This is a genomic window from Secundilactobacillus collinoides DSM 20515 = JCM 1123 (assembly GCF_001435975.1).
Taxonomy (GTDB): domain Bacteria; phylum Bacillota; class Bacilli; order Lactobacillales; family Lactobacillaceae; genus Secundilactobacillus; species Secundilactobacillus collinoides.
The window spans coordinates 48,936-70,223 of record NZ_AYYR01000067.1 but is presented as its reverse complement, the minus strand read 5'-3'; the positions used below and the strand labels follow the sequence as shown (position 1 = coordinate 70,223).

Below are 21,288 nucleotides of genomic sequence, written 5' to 3'. Positions count from 1 at the left end.
GGAGAAAAATCGATGAAAGCAGCTCAAATTACTGGCTATTCCAAACAACTCAATGTCGCTGTTGCCGAAACGGCAAAACCGCAAATTCAGCCTAATGAGGTGTTAGTTCGCGTGAAAGAGGCGGCGGTCAACCCGCTTGATTTAATGAATATTGATGGCAGCGTCAAGTTGATTCAGAACTATGCGATGCCGTTGACACTTGGCAATGAACTGGCAGGTATTATTGAAGCCATTGGCAGTAAAGTGACCAATTTTGTGGTGGGTGACGCGATTTATACACGGTTGCCGGTGATTAAAATTGGTGCCTTCGCAGAATATGTCGCGGTTTCTTCGGCTGCCATTTCACAACTCCCAACCAATTTAAATTTTAAGACCGCGGCGGCCTCTGCCTTAACTGGTTTAACTGCGTATCAGGCACTGCATGAAGAACTTCACGCAAAAGCGGGTGAGACGCTCTTTATTCCGGGCGGGTCTGGTAGCTTTGGTCAACTTGCTATTCCGTTGGCCAAAGCAATGGGGTTGACGGTCATTGTCTCTGGTAATGCCCGGGCGAAAGCGCACGCATTAGCCAGTGGTGCTGATCAATATTTAGATTACCAGACGGAGAATTATTGGGAAACGTTATCCCAAGTTGATTATGTAATTGATACACTTGGTGCAACTGAATTGGCACATGAATTTTCAATTATTAAACCTGGTGGGCAGTTGCTGAGTTTAAAGGCGGGACCAAATAAGCAGTTTGCTGTCGACTATGGGCTACCAAAATGGAAACAGCTTTTATTTGGATTGGCGGGGGCCAAGTTTGATTGGCAGGCACGCCAAGCTGGTGTAACATATGGGTTCATGTTTGTACGGGCCTCCGCTGAACAGCTGCGAGAAGTTAGTTCGGTTATTGAGAACAATAACATTGTGCCCGCGGTTGATTCAAAAACATTTACACTTGATGAGATTAATGATGCCTTACGCTATGTAAAAGAAGGCCATCCACAGGGCAAGGTTTTACTTTCGTTCTAATAAAAAACCAAGTCACTCCTAGAGGAGAGTGACTTGGTCTTTTATTAGAACGAAACTAACGCAATGCTTTGGTCATGTGTTTGTCAGCCGTGATGTATTGGCCATTGTTGAGTTGAAGGAGCACTTGGTTGTTTGTTTTGATGAGACGCTTGACGCGTAAAATTGCATAGCGGCGGATGTGTTTACCGTGGTGATGCATACTTGTGTCCCGATAACTTCTCACACCTTGTTTAGCGATGACTATGATGCGCCGTGGCGTGGTCGTGTAGTACGCAGTCGTTAAGGCGTGTGAATTGGCTTTAAGATACCCAATTTTGTTATGGGTTCGGCCACGGTTATTGTCACAAACTTGATACCAGACACCATGGCGCGTTTTCACTTGCTTTATAATGGTGAATTTTGGCCAATTCGTTTGTGATTTTCTTTCGTACCAACGATAGAGTTGAGGATGGCGACTTGCCGCTTGCTTATAAAAACCAATTGTTTTGGTCGCGTAAATTTCCAGACCACGAAGACTGTTGTTGATGTTATCTGGCGTTTCTGGTTGTTGTGGGTCGGTTGTTGATTGATCATTCAAAAGATCCACTAAGACCTCTTTACCAGCGGCGGTTCCGACCATGGCTTCTTTAATCTTAACGGCTGACGTTTGGTCAGCACCTGGGTTGAATTTAATTGTGGCAACGTCATCCTTGGCGGGTTGCTGATCAAACCCCAAAGTGAGCGAAAGAACGTTGTTTTCAATAGTTTGTCGAATGATTTTAGTGCCTGCAGGGGTTGTAATTTTATCCACTGTTCGGCCAGCTAGATCGATTCGCATGTCCGCTGTTTTTAATTCCTGGTCCTTAGCCGTTAGGTGAACGTTAGCGTAGTGTGGCGTACTCGTCACCTTGATGGTTTCCACATTACGGTTCTTTTTAACGAGGTCAGTTTGGTCTAAGAAAGCCGATGAATCAAACACTTTACCAGTCATTGAGCTCGGCTGGGCTACGTGAAGGGCGTTTAGAATTAATGAACTCACATCAGCGTTGCTGCCGCCCTCTAAATGCCGGCCATTGTCGACCGTTTCGCCACCGAAGGCCATGAAAATATTGGTGTTCGGTTCTGTTGCGTCCTGGCCGTGGGTGGTGCCTTTGCCACCGTGATCGGCATTTGCAATCACTAATGTGTCATGAATGTGACCGGTTTTTTCCAATTTTTCCATAACTGTTTTGAAGAGTTCGTCGTACTTAGCGTACTCATTCCAGTAGTTGTCGTTGTACCAGCCCTTTGAGTGCCCAGTATGATCCATGTAGTCACTTTGCATGTAGGTGAGAGCGGTATTTTTGAAGTCGTCTGTTCCGATGTAGTCGGCGACATCATCAAAAGATTTTAGACTGGCAGATGGTTGGGTGTTTACCACTGCATCAGGCTCGGTGATACCGTTCAGAATCGGTGTCCATTCAGCAAATGCCGCAGCACTTTGTGTTGGGTTTGCTTGTTGTAAGACTTTGAAAACCGATGGATATTTAGCGACAGTCTTATCAAAGTCGGCAAAGTAGTTTTCTCCCGCTGTGGTGTTTGTGGCCTGATAGTCTTTATCCATTGTGTTCCATGGCAGTCCATGGAGCATGGAGAGGTAGTTTTGGGCGGAAATCGCAGGCAGAACAGAGTGGGCGCTGGTGCTCATGGCGAACTGCTTATTGAACAATGTCATGGTGTAAGTGTTTTTTCGTTTAGCCAAGACGTTCGGATCTGTTGTCCATTTCGGATCCCTGCCAGTGGTATAGTACATGCCTTTAGGATCCCATGGATTACCACCGCCGTCAGTTGTTAAAACTATGACGTGTTTGTAAGGCCGAATGACCGCCTTGTGAGCGACTTCAGCTTTTTTATCAGCCGGGGCCAAGGCAATGTCACCGGCGCCGATGATACCATCACCGTTATAGTCTAGCGTGGCCATACCATGGATCTGAACAGCCTGCTGCCCATCTTGTTGCATCTTTAATCCGGTTACTGGTGCGCCTGCCATGGAAGCAGTGGCGTTGCCAAATTTAATGATGGCTTTTTCAGAAGTACCGGCTTTAACGGTCTTTGCCCGTAATTTGATGCGAGCAAGTCTGGTCTTGGCGAAATCACGAAAACCCGCTTCTGAAAATGACGCTGAAGAATCAATGTGCAAATGACCTGGTGCGGTTTCGGTCACAGTTGTTTGTTTGCCACCGAGGGTCTGGTCAGCACTCACAAAGGAGAATCGGCCAGGATCATAGGTGACATCATAACCCAATTGGTCGATGTCCCCCTTACCCATTTGGCGCGTATGCACATTGAGACTGTAAGTGTGGCCACCAACGATGTCGCCCGCGCCGACCAACCGCGATTCAAAAGCTTGGGCGACCTGCTTGTCATGATGAACGGCAGTTTGTGCGCTGGTGTTTAAATTTTTGACCTCATCTGCGGATAACACGTGATCATACAAGCGGGCAGACTTAACGAGACCGGTCATTAAGGATTCAACCCCGCCGTTTGTACTGTCGCCACCAAGGACAAAGTGGTTGATGTTGCTCCCCTGAGCTAATTTTAAATCGCCAGTTGCGGTTTTTTCATCAACTAGTTTGCCGTTTACATAGAGTTTTACCTTGCCAGCCTGCTTATCAATGACGCCAACGGCATGTAGCCACTTATCAGTCTTGAGTGGTGTATTGGGTTGCTTGTACCCACCGCCAACGTGCGCATAAAAGGTCAATTTGTTGCCTTCCAGGCCGAGACCCAGACCGCCGCTTTGTTGATTGGAGAAGATATCGTGCTCACCCGTGGTTGACCCCTTGCTATCGTATTTGAAAAAGGCCTCGATCGACATGCCGTTTTTAAGCTTATCATATTGGGCATTTGCAACCGGTAATTGATAGGCGGAGCGACCATCAAAGGAAACAACTTTTCCATCAATGGAATCATCACTCATGATTTTTGGCGCTCCGGATGGTGTCATCGTTTTGAATTGACCAGTTGTATCAATGGGCTTTCCGCTCTCAAATGAAATATTTGAAAACGGATTGGGCAATAGTTGCCGGTTTGGAATCTGGTTCGTAGGGGTCGGCGTTGCCGTTGTGACGGCAGCGACTGCTGGAACGGTTGTGGAGAGTAGGGTTGCGGAACATAATAGTAGGCTTGCTAGGACTCTAGACTTCATAGACGGCTTCAACTCCAATAAAATTTTTGGCGGCGTTTTTGCTACCTCAATCAGCATACTAAAGTGATGTAAAGATATTGTCTAGTTTATGTAAAGAAGCTGTGAGTTTTGTAAAGAATTGGTATAGATGTCCGGCATAAAGGCGGTTATTCCGGTGTTTGTGTGCGACAAAGTCTCATTTTGAACATTCTTTCGGGTGTGCAGAATTTATATATTTTGAAATTTTAATAAATGGGGCATCCAATATTACTATCAGCAGGAACAACAAAAGCCCCAACTACGAAATAATCGCAGTGGAGGCTTTTAATTCATTGCTTTAAATACCGTACTTATGATGCAGTAAATGCGCGTAGTAACCAATAATCAGCAGTAACGCCCCGGCAATGACCCAAATTGTGCGGATTCCCAGCCATTCTTGCAAAAACGCCGAAACGATTGCGCCCCCCGCAAAGCTGCCAACAATTGCAAAGTACATCAGTGCAACGCGGCCCTGATGACGATCGTGACTGTTAGCAAATTCGGTAAGCGCGATGGTCGCTTTTTTAAGATTTCCCGTAGAAAAAACGTTGTTGTACCCCTGCTTATCAATTTCACTATAAGCAGTCGTCTGCATGGCCATGACTAGTGACAGCGGCGGGACAACAAGCAGGTTGGACATGCTGTGCGGTAAGAAGCCGATGATCACACAGACGAACATTTCCAGAATAAGAATCAGGATTCGCCAGTAATGGGTGAAGTGGTGGTGTTTGAACAGGGTTACCAAAGCGACACCAAGTGCGAAAAAGAGTAACGCTGTGATTTTGACTAAGGCGCCTGGCAGATCGTGCTGAGTCAGGTCAACGCTAAGAAAAATAATGTTTCCAGTCTGCCCCGCGGCCAGCACGCCGCCGCGCTGCATGAAGGTGTAAGCGTCGATGAAACCGCCCACCGCAGTGACTGCTAACCCAATCTGGCGTAATTGATACAATTTTTGATCTTGAAATTCAAGCGTTGCCACCTGTGAGACCTCCTTAAAAATGGTTACTTGCGGTGTTTTTTGACAATTGAATCGGTACTATAATAGCTGCTTTTGGCGGGTTTTGAATCCTGGCTTGGGACATCGATACCCACTCGTTTATGTGCGAAAATCGGTTGTCCGTGTTCGATGAACAACGTGTTGAGACTGAATACTCTGGGAAATAACCAATAGTAACCCTTGGCCCCACAGTAACCGGCACTCAAAACCAGAATAAATTGGAATATCAGCCTAATCGTATTATCACCTCCGGGAATCCAGTTGGTGACCCAAATGACTGCTCCTGTCAGGAACGGAATAAGCAGAATGAAGCCAGTTTCAAAAATGAGTTGCATGATTCTAGCACGGGCCTGATATTTGCGTCGGTATGCTGTGGTACTCCGCACAATTGTCGGCAAAAATAGCGATCGCGTCGTTAAATCCTCACGATTGTAGACCTTTATTTCGTCAACCTTAGGCTCAGCATGGTAGCCCAATAGATGGCAGATGCCATAATTAATTGTGCGAAAGAAGAGGTAGTTGAGCAAAAAAACGACTGGCCAGCGCGGATCGATTGCCCCACCAGTCAGACTGCCGTTACCTGCAAAGGCCTCAGCCATCCCAAGCGACCAGAAGAAATTCAATACTTGTAACACTGACCATAGAAAGGAAACCGAGTGGGAATGGTCAGTTGGCATATTATTTTTAGTCAATTGAGAACCTCCGCTATTCTTTTTCATTCGGTGACTGAACAACGACCCGGCCAGTTTCATAGAACTTATTGCCGCCAGGCTGTGCGTTGCCGCGGTTTGGCGACTGCTGGGTAAGATTAATTAGCTGGTGAGCAAAAATCGGTTGTCCGTGCTCGATTAAAATTGTTTGAAGGTTAAAAACGCGTTGAAAAACCCGGTAGTATCCCTGTGTCAGAAAATAACCGACAACAGCAACAAGCACGAGTTGTACAACTAATTTAGACGTGTTGGCCAATCCTGGCAGAAATAAACTCAATCGAAATCCCCAGTAAGTATACGTCGGTAATAGGATAATGAGGCTCAATTGAAACAGAAATTGCAGCCCGCCAGCCCGAGTTTGATATAGCCGGTTGTAATCTGCTGCTGTCCGGATGAATTGTGGCCAGCGTAAACTAGATGATTGGGCGTTGCCCCGCTGGTGACCTAAAACTGTTAGTAAGCTGGCACTTGAAGCGTGGTAGCCGAGCAGCCTGCAGAGCCAGTAGTTGATCGTCCGAAAGAAGAGGTAATTCAGCAGAAATTGGAAAGGCCACCAAGGACTGATCAGACCATAACGCCAGTCTAGGTTACCGGCCGAAGCGTTCGCATAGACCACTGCCCAAAACAAATTGATAAGTTGAAGAATGAACCACAGACACCAGATTGCCCCCGAATGGTCTGCGGATTGTTGCCGCTTTGTTTGCATCAATGACTCCCCCAAATATGAAATGTCGTTAGGTTTATTATGCCATAAATTTCGGCATTTCTAGTGTCAAAAGTCGTGCTGTGTTTGGCTATTATTGAAAAAGGGACGGGGGATGATGCCCTAGACGTAATTGTAGGCAAAAAATGATGTTGAAATACTTGTGAAGAAATTACGACTGAAATTGTACGTTTTCTCACGTGTTTTCACAATTTTGAACACGTTTTCAATATAAAAATAATGGTCGGAAATGTAATCGTTTGTATATTAGCATTATTGAATATATATAACAATAATATTCGTTTTTAACGATTGGAAAAATTGTCTTAAAATGCCTTTAAAAAGATTTTTATCACTACAAAATGAAAATTCATCTGACAACAATATGTTGCATGAAAACTCATGATTCCCGTTAGAAACTCAGTCATCAGCCCTTCCTGAAAGCGCTTAACCTTGCTACCATGAAATCGTGATAGCGAACAGTTTCACTAACTTGGTTCGCGAGTTACAGCATGGAAGTCAGCACGACCCACAACGGCCGTGGTTGCGTAGGCAACCTGCGTTACTACGGAGTAGCCAACCGTTTAGGACGTGGTGGCTTCTCGCTAAATTGAGGGTGAAACGCAACTTGGTTCGCAATTGTATCAACGTACCGCCAATATTAATTTATTTACTGAAGGAGAGTTTACACAATGAAGGGATTAGTACTTACAGGCACCGAAAAATTAGAGATTCAAGACCTGCCAACACCAGAAATCAAACCAAATGAGGTCTTGATCAACACCAAATACGCTGGCATCTGCGGCACCGACCACGCACTTTACAAAGGTCTGCCAGGTTCTGCCGACGCCGTTCCACCCATTGTTTTGGGTCACGAAAACTCAGGCGTTGTGGCGGCTATCGGCGCTGAGGTCAAGAACGTTAAACCAGGTGACCGGGTCACCGTTGACCCTAACATCTACTGTGGTCAATGTGATTACTGCCGGACTGGTCGCCCAGAGCTCTGTGACAACCTCTCCGCAGTAGGCGTTACCCGGAACGGCGGTTTCGAAGACCAATTTACCGCGCCAGCCTCAGTCGTTTATCAGATTCCTGATAATGTGTCATTTAAGGCAGCAGCAACAACAGAACCCATTTCGTGTGCCATTCACGGGATCAAATTACTTAAATTGACGCCGTACCAAAAAGCACTCGTTATTGGCGATGGTTTTATGGGACAGCTGTTCGTTCAAATCTTACAGGCTTACGGCGTGCACCAGGTCGATTTAGCCGGGTTAAGTGACAAGCGGATGGCGCTTAATAAAGATAAATTCGGCGTTGTGAACACGTACAAGTCCGGTGTGGACAAGATTCCCGCCGACTACGATGTCGTGATCGAAGCCGTTGGTGCGCCCGTTACCCAAGAGCTTGCGGTTGAATCTACGCGCAAGGGTGCCCAGGTACTGATGTATGGAGTTGGCGCACCTGACCAGACCTTCTCCATGAACACGTACGAAGTTTTCCAGAAACAATTAACCATCCAAGGGTCCTTCATCAACCCGCACGCGTTTGAGGATGCCATCGCATTGCTCACCAGCGGTAAATTAGATGTTGAAACATTGATCGACCACGAGCTCACTTTTGAGACCGTTGAAGACTTCGTGGATGGGCGGATTAAGGATGTCAGCAAGGCAGTCGTTAAAGTAGGTGACTAATTATGAAGACAGTTGAAGTACAGGAAGGTGAGACAACCGTGACCCAACCAAACACCGGCCGGACCATTTCCATGGGCAAAGCCATTACCTTCTTCGTTTTGTCGCTGGTGATCAATTCCGCTGGTAACGTGCTGACACTCGTGACCAGTTCGAAAATTCACCCGTCGTTTTTAGGTTCCGCGTACTGGACCGCAGCCGAAGCCAACTTCGGGACGGCCGTTCATTGGAATCTGTTTTGGACCTTCTTGATTATTGGGATGCTGACCACGGTTCTCAACGCCATTTTAATTGGTAAGTGGGAGTGGCGCCGAGCACTGGGTAACTTAATTTTTATGGTGCCATTTTCAGCCCTGATTCAGATTTTTGAAAACTTCTTCATGGGTGATTACCCGTCACTTTTTGCGGGCTTTCCAGCGGCCAATTCTATGGGCATGGTCGTTTTCTACATCGTCCTGAACTTCTTCGGGGTGGCACTGATTGCCACCGCTATTTCTATCTATCAGCGAGTCAACCTGGTCTTGCACCCGGCGGATGATTTGATGCAGGTCTTGCGATTTAAGTATTGCAAGGGTAACGCCAACATCGCCATGTGGTTGTCTTATATTCCACCGACACTGCTCGCCATCGTGGCCTTTCTGATCACGAGACAGTTTACAAACTTTGGTCTCGGAACGATTTTTGCGCTGCTGTTCCAAGGCGGCATTACGGGAATCGCTGATAAAACGATCTTCCCACATTTAAAACACCAGGCTGTTGACCTTGGTGACCACAAGTAAGCATTGGAGGAAAAACGATTATGGCAGTGAGCGACTATATTACGGGTATCCAACACGTTGGTATTCCAACGGACGATTTAGATGGCACAATTAAGTTTTATAAAGACCTCGGTTTCGAATTAGCGGGTCTTTTTCCAAACGGTGACAACCGGTGTGCCTTTATGAGATTCGGTAATTTAACGATTGAAACCTGGGAGGGTGATCCGGTGACAAAAAAAGCCGGCGCTATCAATCATATTTCGCTTAACACAACGGATGTGGACAAGGCTTTTGCAGCCGCAAAGCAACAGGGCCTGACTTTGGTGGGCAAAGAGATTCAATCGATCCCGACCTTCTGGGAGCACGGGATTCGGTACTTTAATACGTTAGGCCCAAATCGGGAAACGATTGAGTTTTGTGAGATTCTGTAGATTGCGGAACAAGCCGGTTAGGAGGAGCGTTAGCAACTCTGAAGCAAAAGTACCAAAATCAAACTAAACCTAAATTGTCGCAACAAAAACCAGCAACTATAACCACAAGTTGCCGGTTTTTGTTTGGTATCATTTTTATAAACATTCGACGGCAATTCAATTTCCAAATTGTGCTATAGTGAAAACGGATACACAAACTAGTTGTTGTTTTCATAGGCGATAACGCTAGTCATCATTAAGTCGTTGGAGGTAAGCATAATGGACGCAATCAGATATTTTTCAAGAACAGGTAACACGAAGGTCTTAGCAGAAGCAATCGGAGCCGATCTGAATTTGGAAGCAAAGGACATCACAGAACCGTTGCCGGACGAAGTTGATACGCTGTATTTAGGCGCTGCCATTTATATGACCAGCATCGATAAGCATATGAAAGCATACGCCGCAAAAGTGGACCCTAAGCAGGTCAAACGCGTGGTGCTGTTTGGTACCTCAGGCGGTGTGATGAGCTCGGAGAAGGCCGTTTCTAAACTGTTAACAGAACAGGGCGTGACCATTGCTTCAGAGTCACTGCATTTGCATGGGTTGGTGCCGAAGCACGATAAGCTTTCTGATGAACAGTTAGAAAAAGTCCATGAGTTTACAAAAGCGTTTAAATAGTGATTGAGAAAGCGGAACAAAAACAGTTCTGCTCCCCAAAACAGTAATGAACCCCTTATTGAGATCCCGAATGGATTGAATAAGGGGTTCGTTTATTTGACCCGGAACAACCGATTATTGGACAGTTAGTATGGGGTAAAAAATCCTCGGAGTTACCATTTTAATTTCAGGTATTGATTATTGCTAATTTTGGCTTGAATTGGTTCCTATGATGACTGATGGCGCAGTGGGATACATCTCCTAGCGCGTTCCCAAGATAACTAAGCGGAAATAAGCTAGTCAAATAAGGGCATTGCGGCAGAACGGACCTTGAGTCAAAAACAGGTCTGAACTGTTCAGGTGGATTTACCTAAGTGTTGTTTAAGAACCATAATAAACGCGTTAAATCGACTTATAATAGCTGTAAACTATCATTATTCTAAATTGAAATTATATGAAAGGGGATTTCATGACTGTATTTAAACGTTGGTGGCACCAGCGCTGGTTTCCCATTTCAATTATTGTCTTAATGGCGTTTCTAGCGCTTGTGCCACAGCTCATTACTGGCAGTACGATTGTCGGAACTGATGGTATTTTCCACTTTAACCGCTTTTACGAAACCGCAAAGCAAATTAGTAATCTGAACTTTAGCTATTTTCAAATGAATTACGGTTTTCAGCAGAGCGGTCGGGTGATCAACGCCGTTTATGGGCCATACTTCGCTTACATTGCGGGGTTATTGTTGGTTATTTGTCGAAGTTGGTATCGGTTTCAGTTAGTTTCGACGTTTGCGGTGTATGTGATCGGCGGCTGGGGCATGTTTCGTTTGGCTCAAACGGCTGGTGCGCGACGGAATCCTAGCCTGATTGCTGCGCTGATCTTCGTCAACGTCGGCTGGTTGCCGCGCTGGGGTCTGGATCAGAACATGAGCGGAATGGGCGCAGCTATTCTGCCTTACGTGATTGCGTGCGGTGTGGTTATGGTGAAACGACACGACCGGCCGATGCAACCGATAAAGCTTGCCCTTCTGATGGCGGTGCTCTGTCAGATCCATGTGCTGAGCACGCTGATGGCCTTCTTCATTCTGATACCATTCTGGGCGGTTGGCCTTTACTACGCCGACTCGCGGGCGAAAATGATTCGGAATACGGCCATTGCGGTGGGCATTACTTTGCTGTTGTCCGCGAATGTCTGGGGAGCAATGTTATCCCTGTATAGCCACAATTCGCTAGCGTTGCCCCACGCCTCATCGTTGGCGCACAACACCCTCAAAATGACTTGGCTCAAGGATAAGCGGCGCACCGTGAGCCGGCTGCTGATCCTACTGTTTGCCGGTCAGTTAGGTCTTCTGGTGGTGAAACGCAAACACCTGTCCAAACTAAATTGGTTTATCAGCGGTTTGGGCTTCATCGTGCTCTGGACGACCACGTCGCTGTTCCCGTGGCGGCTGGTGCACCGGTTGGTACCGGTGCTCTCATCGATGCTCCAATTTCCAGTTCGGCTGACTGTCTTGGCTTACCCGTTGCTGCTCTGCGGGTTGGCGCTGACGTTTTCACAGCCGATCCGACCGGTACGGCTGAAACAGTTGGTTATGATCGGTGCGGTATTGGTGACCGGGTTACTCATCGGGACCAATGTGCGCCAAATTGCGCGAACCAGTGAACAGGTTCAGCACCATCGCGTGCTCCGGCATTTGGGTGGGACATTACTGATCAAACGCTCGCCGGAACAGCTGCGCGAGGCATTGAGCAGTCAACATCCGGGAATTTTATTACAGTTGGCGGAAAAGCATAGCGGTGATTATTTACCGGTAAAACACACGTCTAAAAAGGGGACGAACAGTCCTGGCAACCTCTATGAACAACAGATTCTCTGGGGCCACCAATTTTACAAGTTCACAGTGCTCAGCGGTGGCCGTCTCGAGGTTCAGTGGCGCGCGACAACACAGTTGCAGTACGTGATTCCCGTGGTGACGTACTATGATTCATCGTTGACGCTGAACGGCAAGACGCTGAAACGGTCGCAATATGGCCGGACACATATCAGCGCACCCGTTGTTTGGAGCCACAAGGGAATCAATACGCTGATCCTGAAGTATCAGACCCCAATCTGGGTCAGCGGCTTGCTCTGACTGGCGGCACTTAGCTGGCTAGTGTTCGGTGTGTACGGCGGCCGTTGGGTTTGGCGGCGGTACCGGTTGCGTCAAGGTCTGAAGGTAAAAGTAAAACAATAGCCGAAATAGCAGGTGCTCACAATCTAAGTTGATTGTGGGCGCCTGTTTCTTTAAACTGAAGCTAATACTAAAACGAAAAGAAGGAACCAATTATGAAGCATATCGTAGCGGGCATTATCGCCCACGTCGATGCCGGTAAGACCACGCTGTCAGAGGCGCTGCTTTACCGTTCAGGTGAATTACGAAAGCTCGGCCGGGTCGATAACGGTGATGCTTTTCTGGATTCGGACGACCTTGAAAAACAACGCGGAATCACGATTTTTTCACATGAAGCGCGTTTCCAGTACAACGATCTGCAGGTCGACCTGCTGGATACCCCGGGTCACGTGGACTTTGCTTCACAGACGGAACAGGTGTTGAGCGTACTGGATTACGCCGTTTTGGTGGTTTCGGCCACGGATGGTGTGCAGGGCTATACCCGGACATTGTGGCGGTTACTGGCGCGGTATCACGTGCCGACGTTTATTTTTGTGAATAAGATGGATGTGACGGGAACCGAACGCGATCAGGTGTTAGCGCAGTTGCAGGCCGAGTTATCCGCGGGATGTATCGCGTTTGATACTGGTGACGACGCTGCGTTGCCTGCCGATGTCTATGAAGATGTTGCGATGCAAAACGACACGGTGCTTGAAACCTATTTGAACGCTGGCAATTTAACCGATGACACAGTTCGCCAAATGATCCAACGGCGGGAAGTCTTCCCGTGTTTCTTTGGTGCAGCGCTGAAGGTTGACGGCGTTGATAGTTTGCTGGCGGGGTTGGCCCAATGGACGACTGAACCCCAGTTTGAGACAAATTTTGGCGCTCAGGTGTTTAAGATTTCCCACGATGAAAAGGACGTTCGCTTGACGTGGCTGCGAGTCACTGGCGGTAGTTTGCATGTGAAGGACACACTTTTCGGCGAACAGAAGGCCAATCAACTGCGAATCTATAACGGCACGAAATTTACGAGTGTCCAAGCGGTCACTGCGGGGCAGGTGTGCGCGATTCCTAATTTGACGGATACGCATCCTGGTATGGGGTTAGGTGAAGCAACGGCAGCTGAGACACCGATGATGCAACCCGTTTTGAACTATTCGGTGGACCCCAAGGGTTACGACATCCAGACCTGCTTAAAAGTCTTTCGCGAACTTGAAGACGAAGACCCGCAGCTTCACGTTTCCTGGTCGGAGCACCTGCAGGAGATCCGCGTTCAGATCATGGGTGAAGTGCAGTTGGAAATTTTGGAACAGATTCTCCACGACCGGTTTAACCTGGATGTGGGCTTCGGTGAGGGCAGTATTTTGTATCGGGAAACGATTACGAAAGCGGTGGAAGGTGTCGGTCATTTTGAACCGTTGCGGCACTATTCCGAGGTTCATTTGCTACTGCGACCAGCACCTCAGGGCAGCGGGTTGATCTTCGATGCCGACTGTCCGCTGGAAGTGTTGGGGAAGAATATCCAGCACCAAATTCTGACCAGTTTAGCTGCCAAGGAACATCTCGGCGTTTTGACCGGCGCGCCAATTACCGATATGCACATCACGTTAGTAACTGGTCGGTCCAGCACCGTGCATACGGTTGGCGGTGACTTCCGGGAAGCGACGTGGCGAGCGTTGCGGCAGGGGCTAATGATGCTGCGCGACTCTGGCGGTGATCAGTTATTGGAACCGTGGTACCGATTCCGTTTGGAGGTCGGACAGGATCAGATTGGCCGTGCCATGACTGACATTACTAGAATGACCGGCACTTTGGATGACCCGGAAACGACCTCTGAAGGAACAAATAATAATTCTGGGATGACGACCTTAACGGGGATCGCACCAGTGTCTGAGATGCAAAATTACGCTCAGGAAGTTAACGCCTATACACATGGACAGGGACAGCTAGAGTGTGTAATCGATGGGTACCGTCCCTGTCATAATGCTGATGCGGTTATCGCTGCTCAGGACTACGATCCGGTTAGCGATTTGGATAATACCCCGGGCTCTGTTTTCTGCGCGCATGGTGCCGGGTATCCCGTTCAGTGGGATGATGTTCCGGCGACTGCGCATGTGGATTATCGGTACACGGCGGATGAATTGGCAGAGATGACGTAGAAAATTAGTAAAACCTGCTGGGAAAACCTTATTCATTAGGCTTTTCTTATGATTATCAGATGATTAGAATGAATAATGTACAATAAAAAGCATTAATAGTATGATTTACTTATCAAATGCAAGGGGATGTTCTTATGGATTTGAGAGGTAGATTTACTGTTAAGCTGTTATTGTTGATCAGCATTATTGGTTTATTTGGTACATTTGGTTCAGTTAAAGCAAAAGCGTCTAAGTATGGTGTTGATGGCAGTTGGGTTTTTCGTTATAGATATGAATATAAAGTTCGTGTTAGAAAACCGACCGCAGCTTTTAAGATGCACATGGGAAAGTACGCTTATCAAAATGAAATTGCAAAACCATTTGTATTGCAAAAAGGAGCCGTTGTACGTACTTGGTATTCAGGCCATGATGGGTTTAATTGGTATTTGTCGGGTGGAACGCATGGGAAGTATGATGGGTCACGACATTATGGATATGGAGTTAATTGGACTTCTCCAAAATCTTTTAAAATCTTAAAGACATATCATGGTGATAATTGGTTTTAAAAGGGTGCTAATTATTAAATTTATATTCGTAATGGTCAGTTTAGAATGAAGAAAATTTATGCAACATTAACAAAATTATTACACTCTTCAAATGTAGATTAACAATCGATATAGCACCAAAAAACGTCAGCGAACACCAATTCGCTGACGTTTTTTGTTTGGTGAATCTAACGAATAAACCCATGACTGCGCAACGCTTCACGCGAGTAATCGTCCGCCGCCTGATACCCATGATCCAGCAGATCATTAATGTAAATCTTGTTATAAAAGAATGAAAAAATAATACCAATAATGCCGGCACCAAAGCCGAAAGTGGGCAGGCCGAAAACGGCTTCGACAATCAGTAAGATGAAGAACCATTTCCAGTCGCCACGAAATAATGGCGGTAGGCAACCGAAGAAAAACACCGTCCAGGAAAAGCCGATTTTTGCTGGTTTGACCTGCTGAGTTGCTGCATTTGAAAGATTAATGTGCATAAACACGCCCCCTAGCGCGACTAATGTCACGTAAACTTGTTCCTTGACCATTATGGCATAACTACGGATAAGCAGTGCCTTTTTGACAAACTAAAAATAAAAATCATATTCTTGACAGCACCCGTGCGCATCGGGTAAGATGTATTTGAAATCATATTATACGACATATAATATTACAGGAGGTGATAACGTGGCAATTCAAGTCAGCTCAGAATTGCTGGATGGCTGTGTGTTGGCCATCTTATCGGAACAGAACTTTTACGGTTACGCGCTGACACAGCGGGTTCAGGCATCCATTAAGGTGTCTGAATCGACCATGTACCCGGTGTTGCGGCGACTCAAGAAAAATGGGTGGCTGTCCACCTATGACGAGCCTTACCAGGGGCGTAACCGGCGTTATTACGAGATTACGACGAACGGCAGACTGCATCTGGCGACCATTCGAGGGGAATGGCAGACGTTTAAAAACGGGATCGAATCAATGTTAGGGGATGAAACGAAAAATGGATAAGTACTTGAAGGTGTTCGAGAGTTATTTGAATCAGCTCAGTGATGGCGAGCGTGACGAAGTGATGAACTTTTATTCGGAATACTTACAGGACGGCGGGTTCACGAACTATGATGATATCGTAACTGAATTGGGAACGCCAAAACAACTGGCACGCAAGGTGTTAGCGGATTACTCCATTCGAATCTTGGATGATCCGGACACTGGAAGTACCCGATCAAAAACGCAGCAATCAAAGACACAGGTCCGCACGATATGGCTGATTGGCTTGGCCATTTTATCGACGCCGGTCACGATTCCCATGGCACTAGTGGCGTTCGCGGTCATGGCCGCAGTGCTCATTACATTAGCGGCGGTGCTGTTCGCTATCGTGGTCACAATTATTGCGGTTTTTATTGGCGGATTAACGGCGTTTTTTGTCGGATTCGGGGTGCTGGGGGCTTCAATGGGTACCGGACTTACGTACATTGGCGGCGGTTTGACAATCATCGGATTATTCGTGCTCTTAATTCCGCTGATAGTTTGGATCATTCGGGGCATTATCCGCGGGGCACTGGCGTTCAGCCGCTGGTTATACAGTAAACTGGCGCGGAAGAATAAGGCCGAGGAAAGGCGGGCTCACAAATGAAAAAGACAGCAATTGTTGGGGCAATCATTGCGGTGATTGGCGTGATCCTGTTTTCTATTGGTTTGGGTCGCAACGGACTGAAGTCGATTTATTGGGATAATGGGTTTAAGATCAATCACACCGTGACCAAAACGGTCTCCTTCAAAAAGGTGACTGATATTGATATTAATGCAGCGACTACTGGCCCAATTATGATTGAACGGGGTGACACACCAGAAGTAAAAATTAAAACTTCAAAAAGCCGTCCAGTGACGACGTCAGTGTCGGATGGAAAATTGAACGTGACCGCTAAGCAACATTCTGGTTTTCAACTTCACGGTTTTTCTTTCGAGTATGATGATTATTCTCATTCGAATGTGACCATTATGATTCCTAAAAACATGAAATTAAACACAGTTACCACAGCGGGTGATTCAACTGTTATCGTTAAGGACGTTTCGGTTAAAACAATTGTCAATAATGGTGATAATGATATTAATCTGTCGAATATGAGTCTGGCCGATATGCTGACCATTCAAAGTTCGTCATCTGGTGGCGATGGTGATGTGACACTCAACAATGTGGCGGCCAAGGGGCTGACCCTGTCGGCATACGATGATGTCACGATTGCAAATAGCCGATTTAACGCGCAGGACAGTACCGTACAATCGCAGGATGGGGACATTACGTTCCATCAAAACGACTGGCGCAACGTCAGTGCATCCAGCAGTGATGGCGATATTAATTTTAACCAGCAAAAGATCCATCAGACCTTTAAAGCGACAACGACGGATGGGGATATCATGGGCGTGGTATCGCCGGATAAAGGCGTCTCGATTCAGACTCACGTATCCGATGGCGACAGTACGATCTTTGGTTTTTCTCGAAACAGTTATGGTTCAACAACGGGTAACCAGATTTATGACCTGTCTTCAACTGATGGCGATGTGGGGATAACGCGGTAGCATGTCGCAGCCGTGGTGTTAAACACTCATTTTTGATAATATACACGCAGAAAAACGCAAGACAACGCTACTAGAGCGTTTAGTCTTGCGTTTTTGTGCACGGTGTTTCACATGAAACAATCTGTATTAGGCTAATGTGTCCCGACGCGCCAAAAGTAAGTCAATGAACCGCTGACTGGCAATTGGTAATGAATCCTTATCTTTGTAACCTAACGCTAACGTCATGGTGATCGCCGGTTCGGTTGGCAATGAGTTGATTGCAAACGGCATTCGCGACAAAATGAGGTCCGACATGATACTGAAGCCCAAACCGGCTTCAATCATGGTCATGATGGCGTAATCGTCATGAATCTTAAACTTTAAATTGGGCGTGACACCTACTGAATGAAAGGCGTTAAGCGGTTCGCTGTAATCGCCCTGTTCCACCATGATATAGGGGTCGGCGGCCAATGCAGTCAGCGGCACCACATCCGCGTTGGCGTACGGATGATTGGGGTTCAGTACCGCCAGCATTCGCTCTGGTCGGACCACAACGGTCTGCAAATCGGGAACCGCTGGCGGTGTGACAATGCCAAAATCCACTTCACCATTTCTGATCATGGTTGGAATGGACGTGTAGTCACCCTGATGAAAAATAAATTGTACGTTAGGGTACTGCTGTTCGAATTCGACGATGAGTTTCGGTAACCAATGCCGGGTGACACTGGAAATGGTCCCGATACGAATGACCCCGCCGTCCAGCCCGCGAATGGAGTCAGCCTTGGCCTGCATGGCTTGGTACTGACGAAGCGTTTGCTCAATCAACGGGTAGAGCTGTGCGCCTTCAGCTGTGAGCTGGGTACCATTGCGGGAACGGGTGACCAGTTGAAATCCTTGTTCGCTCTCTAAACTGGTGATCATTTGACTAATAGCTGACTGGGTGTAGCCGAGTGATTTAGCGGCCTTGGTGAAGCTGCCGAGTTCCACGATTTTTTCTAACGCTAATAACCGATTCATATGTATCACGATCCCTAATAGTTGAATTAAAAACATTCATTATCCTTATGCTTGTTCTGATTATATAATAGTTGGTATTGAAGCGTAAGGGGGGAATCAAATATGACGCGAACCAAAGCGTTTTTGTTAATGCTCATCGTCACGGCGGGCTGGGGCGCATCGTACATGTGGATGAAGATTGCGTTGACTGGTGTGCACCCGCTGATGGTGGTGGGGCTGTGCTTCATGATTGCCTTTATCGCCATGGCGATCGTGTTTCCAAAGGCCTTAATGAAAACAACTAAACGAGATTGTGGCATCAGTTTTGTGTTAGGGCTGCTATTGTTCCTGCTCTTTACGTCTGTGGTCGTGGGATTGAAAACGACCAGTGCCTCGACTGCCGGATTTCTAACGAGTACCACCGCGATATTTGTGGCAATTTTTGACGCGATCCTGCACCGGCGATGGCCCGGTCGGCTGACTGTGGTCACGACTGTTACGGTGATTGTGGGCCTCTATTTGCTGACAGCTAGCGGTCCCATGGTCCTCAACCGCGGTGCACTTTTCTGCCTTGGCACCGCAGCGCTCTATGCGGTGTACATCCTGTTGTCGGATCACTGGGCTAAAAAACGTCAGGTCACACTCAAGGTCAGCATTCTGCAACTGGGCGTGGCTGGTGGACTTGGGATGGGAACAGGCTTCTTGTTTGAACCGGTGACGTTCCCAACTACGGTCAAGCAGTGGGGCGCAATTCTCGCCCTGGGACTGATTTGCAGTGCGTTTGGGTTCATGGTGCAGCCTCTGGCACAACGGGTCTTAGATCCGGAGACGATCAGTTTGATCTTTTCATTGGAGCCGTTATTTGCTGCATTGTTTGCCTTTTTGGTGCTTGGTGAGGTTTTGACTGGTCGGGAGGCTGTTGGTGCAGCAATCATCTTTATGAGTGTGGTGGTTGCCCAAGTCGCCAAAGCCCGCGCTGTATCCAAAATGAGCCCCGGTGGCCAGAAATAGGGATCTCGTTTCACCTGTGCTTGGCTTGGCGGGGTTGAAAGCGTACAATCGAACATGAAACCACATTTTGATCAAAGGGGATCGATTGCATGAAAATTGAAGAAGGCTACATGCCATTTCGCGGGTTCAAGACCTACTACCGCATTGTCGGCGAAGCTAACGGCAAGGCACCATTACTGCTGATTCACGGCGGTCCCGGCTCATCGCATAACTATTTTGAACTACTGGACGACTACGCTGAAACTGGCGACCGGCAGCTAATTATGTACGACCAAGTTGGTTGCGGCAAGTCGTCGCTGCCCGAAGACGAATCCGTTTACGTTAAGGAGACCTGGGCCGAAGAACTGATTGCGCTGCGCAAGTATCTGCACCTGGATGAACTACATATGCTGGGTCAATCCTGGGGTGGGATGCTGGAAATGCTGTACCTCACTCAGTACGATCAGACCGGCGTTAAAAGTGTGATGATCGATGGCTCGCCAGCTTCCATCAAGCTGTGGACGCAAGAACAGCACCGGCTGATTTCTTATTTGAGCTACGAGGACCGCGAAGCCATCGCTGAAGCTGAACGAACCGGCAACTTCTCGGGGCCGAAGTACTTGGCTGCCAACGACCGCTACATGGAACGCTATTGCTGGGATGACCCGGATGAAAATTCACCGGAACCGCTGCGCCGTGAAACTAACGGCAAACGGGCCAGCTTGATTGCTGAAGGACCCAACGAGTTTACCGAAAACGGGACCATCAGCGACTACGACGTAACCGGTGACCTGCACAAGATTCACGTGCCAGTGCTGGTAACTAACGGGACGGATGATCTGTGCACACCACTTATTGCCAAGTCCGTTTACGACCACATTCCGGGGGCAAAGTGGCATTTGTTTGCGAACAGTCGTCACTTGGCACTGCTGGATCAGCATGATGAATTTATTTCAGTGTTGGACGGTTGGTTGAAAGCCAACGATTAGGGCGTTAATAAATAGTGTGAAAGGACTGCGTTTTCTGGCATTGGCTGCTGGCAGACATGGCCAAAAAAATCTAAAAAACCGTTAAACTCATTTTCCTGAGTTTAACGGTTTTTAGTGTTGGTGCGTACTATTCAGATAAACTGGCAATAAAATCTGGGTAACCAATTGGTCGACGGCGTCATCGGATAAGCCACCCTTCGTCAAAATCTCCGAAGCCAGCAAGACGAGCGGCAGACCAATCAATGATGAATTGATGTTAGCCATGTCGACCTCACCGCGATCAGCAGCGTGATTGAGAATGGTCAGCATGATTTTGGCAAACCGGTTATCTTCAGATCTTTCCCCAAGCGAGGCGGTGACCCGATCTAACGTGATGTCGTGCAACCGGTCGAGCAAAACGCCTTCAAGCATTCCTGTCGTGAGCGTTTTAAGTGCGTTTTGGAAGTAGGCGAACAACCCAAACAGATCATCGCGGAGGTTACCGGTGTCAGGCTGTTCAAACTCGATCTCCGGGCCGTACTTGCTAAACGCGCTGATGACCATCACTGCCTTGGTAGGCCAGTGACGATACAGCGTATTTTTATTGGTGCCGGCTAATGTTGCAATATCTGAAATTGTTAATTTTTCATAACCAACTTTATTTAATTGTGCCCAAACCGTTGAAAGAACAGCATCTTCCAGTGCTTTTCCACGGCGGCGGGTGCTCTTTTTTTCTGCCATTTTAAATAAACCCCTTGCATTTTTAAGGTACCGTGGTACCATAAATATCATATTAAAGGTACTACAGTATCTTAACAC

General features: G+C 47.3%; 20 protein-coding genes. 13 read left to right on the top strand and 7 right to left on the bottom strand.

Annotated features, from left to right (window positions below; translation table 11 throughout):
* Positions 1-12 precede the first annotated feature (12 nt).
* The gene (locus tag FC82_RS11390) at positions 13-1,014 is read left to right on the top strand and encodes an NADP-dependent oxidoreductase (RefSeq protein WP_054760419.1); all 1,002 of its coding nucleotides are present in this window, start codon (positions 13-15) and stop codon (positions 1,012-1,014) included.
* A gap of 55 nt (positions 1,015-1,069) precedes the next feature.
* Here the strand turns inward: FC82_RS11390 and FC82_RS11385 are convergent, their stop codons facing one another.
* The 4 genes from FC82_RS11385 to FC82_RS11370 all read right to left on the bottom strand — a co-directional run bounded on the left by FC82_RS11385 (position 1,070) and on the right by FC82_RS11370 (position 6,611).
* A complete protein-coding gene (locus FC82_RS11385) occupies positions 1,070-4,180 on the bottom strand; it encodes a LamG-like jellyroll fold domain-containing protein (protein WP_056997059.1) in 3,111 nt (1,036 codons plus the stop codon).
* A 316-nt stretch (positions 4,181-4,496) separates the two neighbouring features.
* Positions 4,497-5,177 carry a YoaK family protein gene (locus tag FC82_RS11380; protein ID WP_056997058.1) on the bottom strand — a complete coding sequence of 227 codons (681 nt, stop codon included), beginning with the start codon at positions 5,175-5,177 and terminating at the stop codon, positions 4,497-4,499.
* Between the two features lie 23 nt (positions 5,178-5,200).
* Positions 5,201-5,887, bottom strand: coding sequence for a hypothetical protein (locus FC82_RS11375; protein WP_056997057.1), 687 nt, complete (start codon positions 5,885-5,887; stop codon positions 5,201-5,203).
* 13 nt (positions 5,888-5,900) lie between these two features.
* Positions 5,901-6,611 (bottom strand): hypothetical protein, encoded by a 711-nt coding sequence (locus tag FC82_RS11370; RefSeq protein WP_054760427.1) that lies wholly within the window; start codon positions 6,609-6,611, stop codon positions 5,901-5,903.
* A 689-nt stretch (positions 6,612-7,300) separates the two neighbouring features.
* Between FC82_RS11370 and FC82_RS11365 the strand changes: the two genes are divergently transcribed.
* The 7 genes from FC82_RS11365 to FC82_RS11335 all read left to right on the top strand — a co-directional run bounded on the left by FC82_RS11365 (position 7,301) and on the right by FC82_RS11335 (position 14,980).
* Positions 7,301-8,302: a zinc-dependent alcohol dehydrogenase family protein gene (locus FC82_RS11365; protein WP_054760429.1), complete on the top strand. Its 1,002-nt coding sequence runs from the start codon at positions 7,301-7,303 to the stop codon at positions 8,300-8,302.
* A 2-nt stretch (positions 8,303-8,304) separates the two neighbouring features.
* Positions 8,305-9,078, top strand: coding sequence for a DUF6198 family protein (locus tag FC82_RS11360; RefSeq protein WP_056997056.1), 774 nt, complete (start codon positions 8,305-8,307; stop codon positions 9,076-9,078).
* A 20-nt stretch (positions 9,079-9,098) separates the two neighbouring features.
* On the top strand, positions 9,099-9,488 hold the full coding sequence (locus tag FC82_RS11355; RefSeq protein ID WP_056997055.1) for a VOC family protein: 390 nt from the start codon (positions 9,099-9,101) through the stop codon (positions 9,486-9,488).
* 258 nt (positions 9,489-9,746) lie between these two features.
* Complete coding sequence (locus FC82_RS11350) at positions 9,747-10,145, top strand: flavodoxin family protein (protein ID WP_054760430.1); 399 nt, start codon at positions 9,747-9,749, stop codon at positions 10,143-10,145.
* 448 nt (positions 10,146-10,593) lie between these two features.
* On the top strand, positions 10,594-12,255 hold the full coding sequence (locus FC82_RS11345) for a hypothetical protein (RefSeq protein ID WP_054760431.1): 1,662 nt from the start codon (positions 10,594-10,596) through the stop codon (positions 12,253-12,255).
* Between the two features lie 194 nt (positions 12,256-12,449).
* A complete protein-coding gene (locus FC82_RS11340) occupies positions 12,450-14,435 on the top strand; it encodes an elongation factor G (protein ID WP_054760433.1) in 1,986 nt (661 codons plus the stop codon).
* Positions 14,436-14,569: 134 nt separating this feature from the next.
* On the top strand, positions 14,570-14,980 hold the full coding sequence (locus FC82_RS11335; RefSeq protein WP_054760435.1) for a hypothetical protein: 411 nt from the start codon (positions 14,570-14,572) through the stop codon (positions 14,978-14,980).
* Between the two features lie 167 nt (positions 14,981-15,147).
* Here FC82_RS11335 and FC82_RS11330 read toward each other — a convergent pair whose 3' ends face one another.
* Positions 15,148-15,456, bottom strand: a complete 309-nt coding sequence (locus FC82_RS11330; RefSeq protein WP_056997054.1) for a hypothetical protein — start codon at positions 15,454-15,456, stop codon at positions 15,148-15,150.
* A 190-nt stretch (positions 15,457-15,646) separates the two neighbouring features.
* Here FC82_RS11330 and FC82_RS11325 point away from each other — a divergent pair, with 190 nt between their 5' ends.
* Genes FC82_RS11325 through FC82_RS11315 form a run of 3 tightly spaced genes read left to right on the top strand, consistent with a single transcriptional unit; the run spans position 15,647 to position 17,536 of the window.
* Positions 15,647-15,967, top strand: a complete 321-nt coding sequence (locus FC82_RS11325; RefSeq protein WP_054760437.1) for a PadR family transcriptional regulator — start codon at positions 15,647-15,649, stop codon at positions 15,965-15,967.
* Positions 15,948-16,592, top strand: coding sequence for a DUF1700 domain-containing protein (locus FC82_RS11320; RefSeq protein WP_235809227.1), 645 nt, complete (start codon positions 15,948-15,950; stop codon positions 16,590-16,592). The genes FC82_RS11325 and FC82_RS11320 overlap by 20 nt, the downstream gene beginning before the upstream one ends.
* On the top strand, positions 16,589-17,536 hold the full coding sequence (locus FC82_RS11315) for a DUF4097 family beta strand repeat-containing protein (RefSeq protein ID WP_056997052.1): 948 nt from the start codon (positions 16,589-16,591) through the stop codon (positions 17,534-17,536). The genes FC82_RS11320 and FC82_RS11315 overlap by 4 nt, the downstream gene beginning before the upstream one ends.
* A gap of 126 nt (positions 17,537-17,662) precedes the next feature.
* On the opposite strand, the gene FC82_RS11310 is transcribed toward FC82_RS11315, so the two are convergent.
* The gene (locus FC82_RS11310) at positions 17,663-18,532 is read right to left on the bottom strand and encodes a LysR family transcriptional regulator (protein ID WP_056997078.1); all 870 of its coding nucleotides are present in this window, start codon (positions 18,530-18,532) and stop codon (positions 17,663-17,665) included.
* A 102-nt stretch (positions 18,533-18,634) separates the two neighbouring features.
* On the opposite strand from FC82_RS11310, the gene FC82_RS11305 reads away from it, so the two are divergent.
* Together FC82_RS11305 and pepI are read left to right on the top strand one after the other, a co-directional pair.
* Positions 18,635-19,522, top strand: a complete 888-nt coding sequence (locus tag FC82_RS11305; RefSeq protein WP_056997051.1) for a DMT family transporter — start codon at positions 18,635-18,637, stop codon at positions 19,520-19,522.
* An 89-nt stretch (positions 19,523-19,611) separates the two neighbouring features.
* Entirely contained in the window at positions 19,612-20,490 is an 879-nt protein-coding gene (gene pepI, locus FC82_RS11300) for a proline iminopeptidase (protein WP_054760457.1), read from the top strand.
* Positions 20,491-20,601: 111 nt separating this feature from the next.
* Here the strand turns inward: pepI and FC82_RS11295 are convergent, their stop codons facing one another.
* Positions 20,602-21,210, bottom strand: a complete 609-nt coding sequence (locus FC82_RS11295; protein WP_056997050.1) for a TetR/AcrR family transcriptional regulator — start codon at positions 21,208-21,210, stop codon at positions 20,602-20,604.
* Between the last annotated feature and the right edge of the window lie 78 nt (positions 21,211-21,288).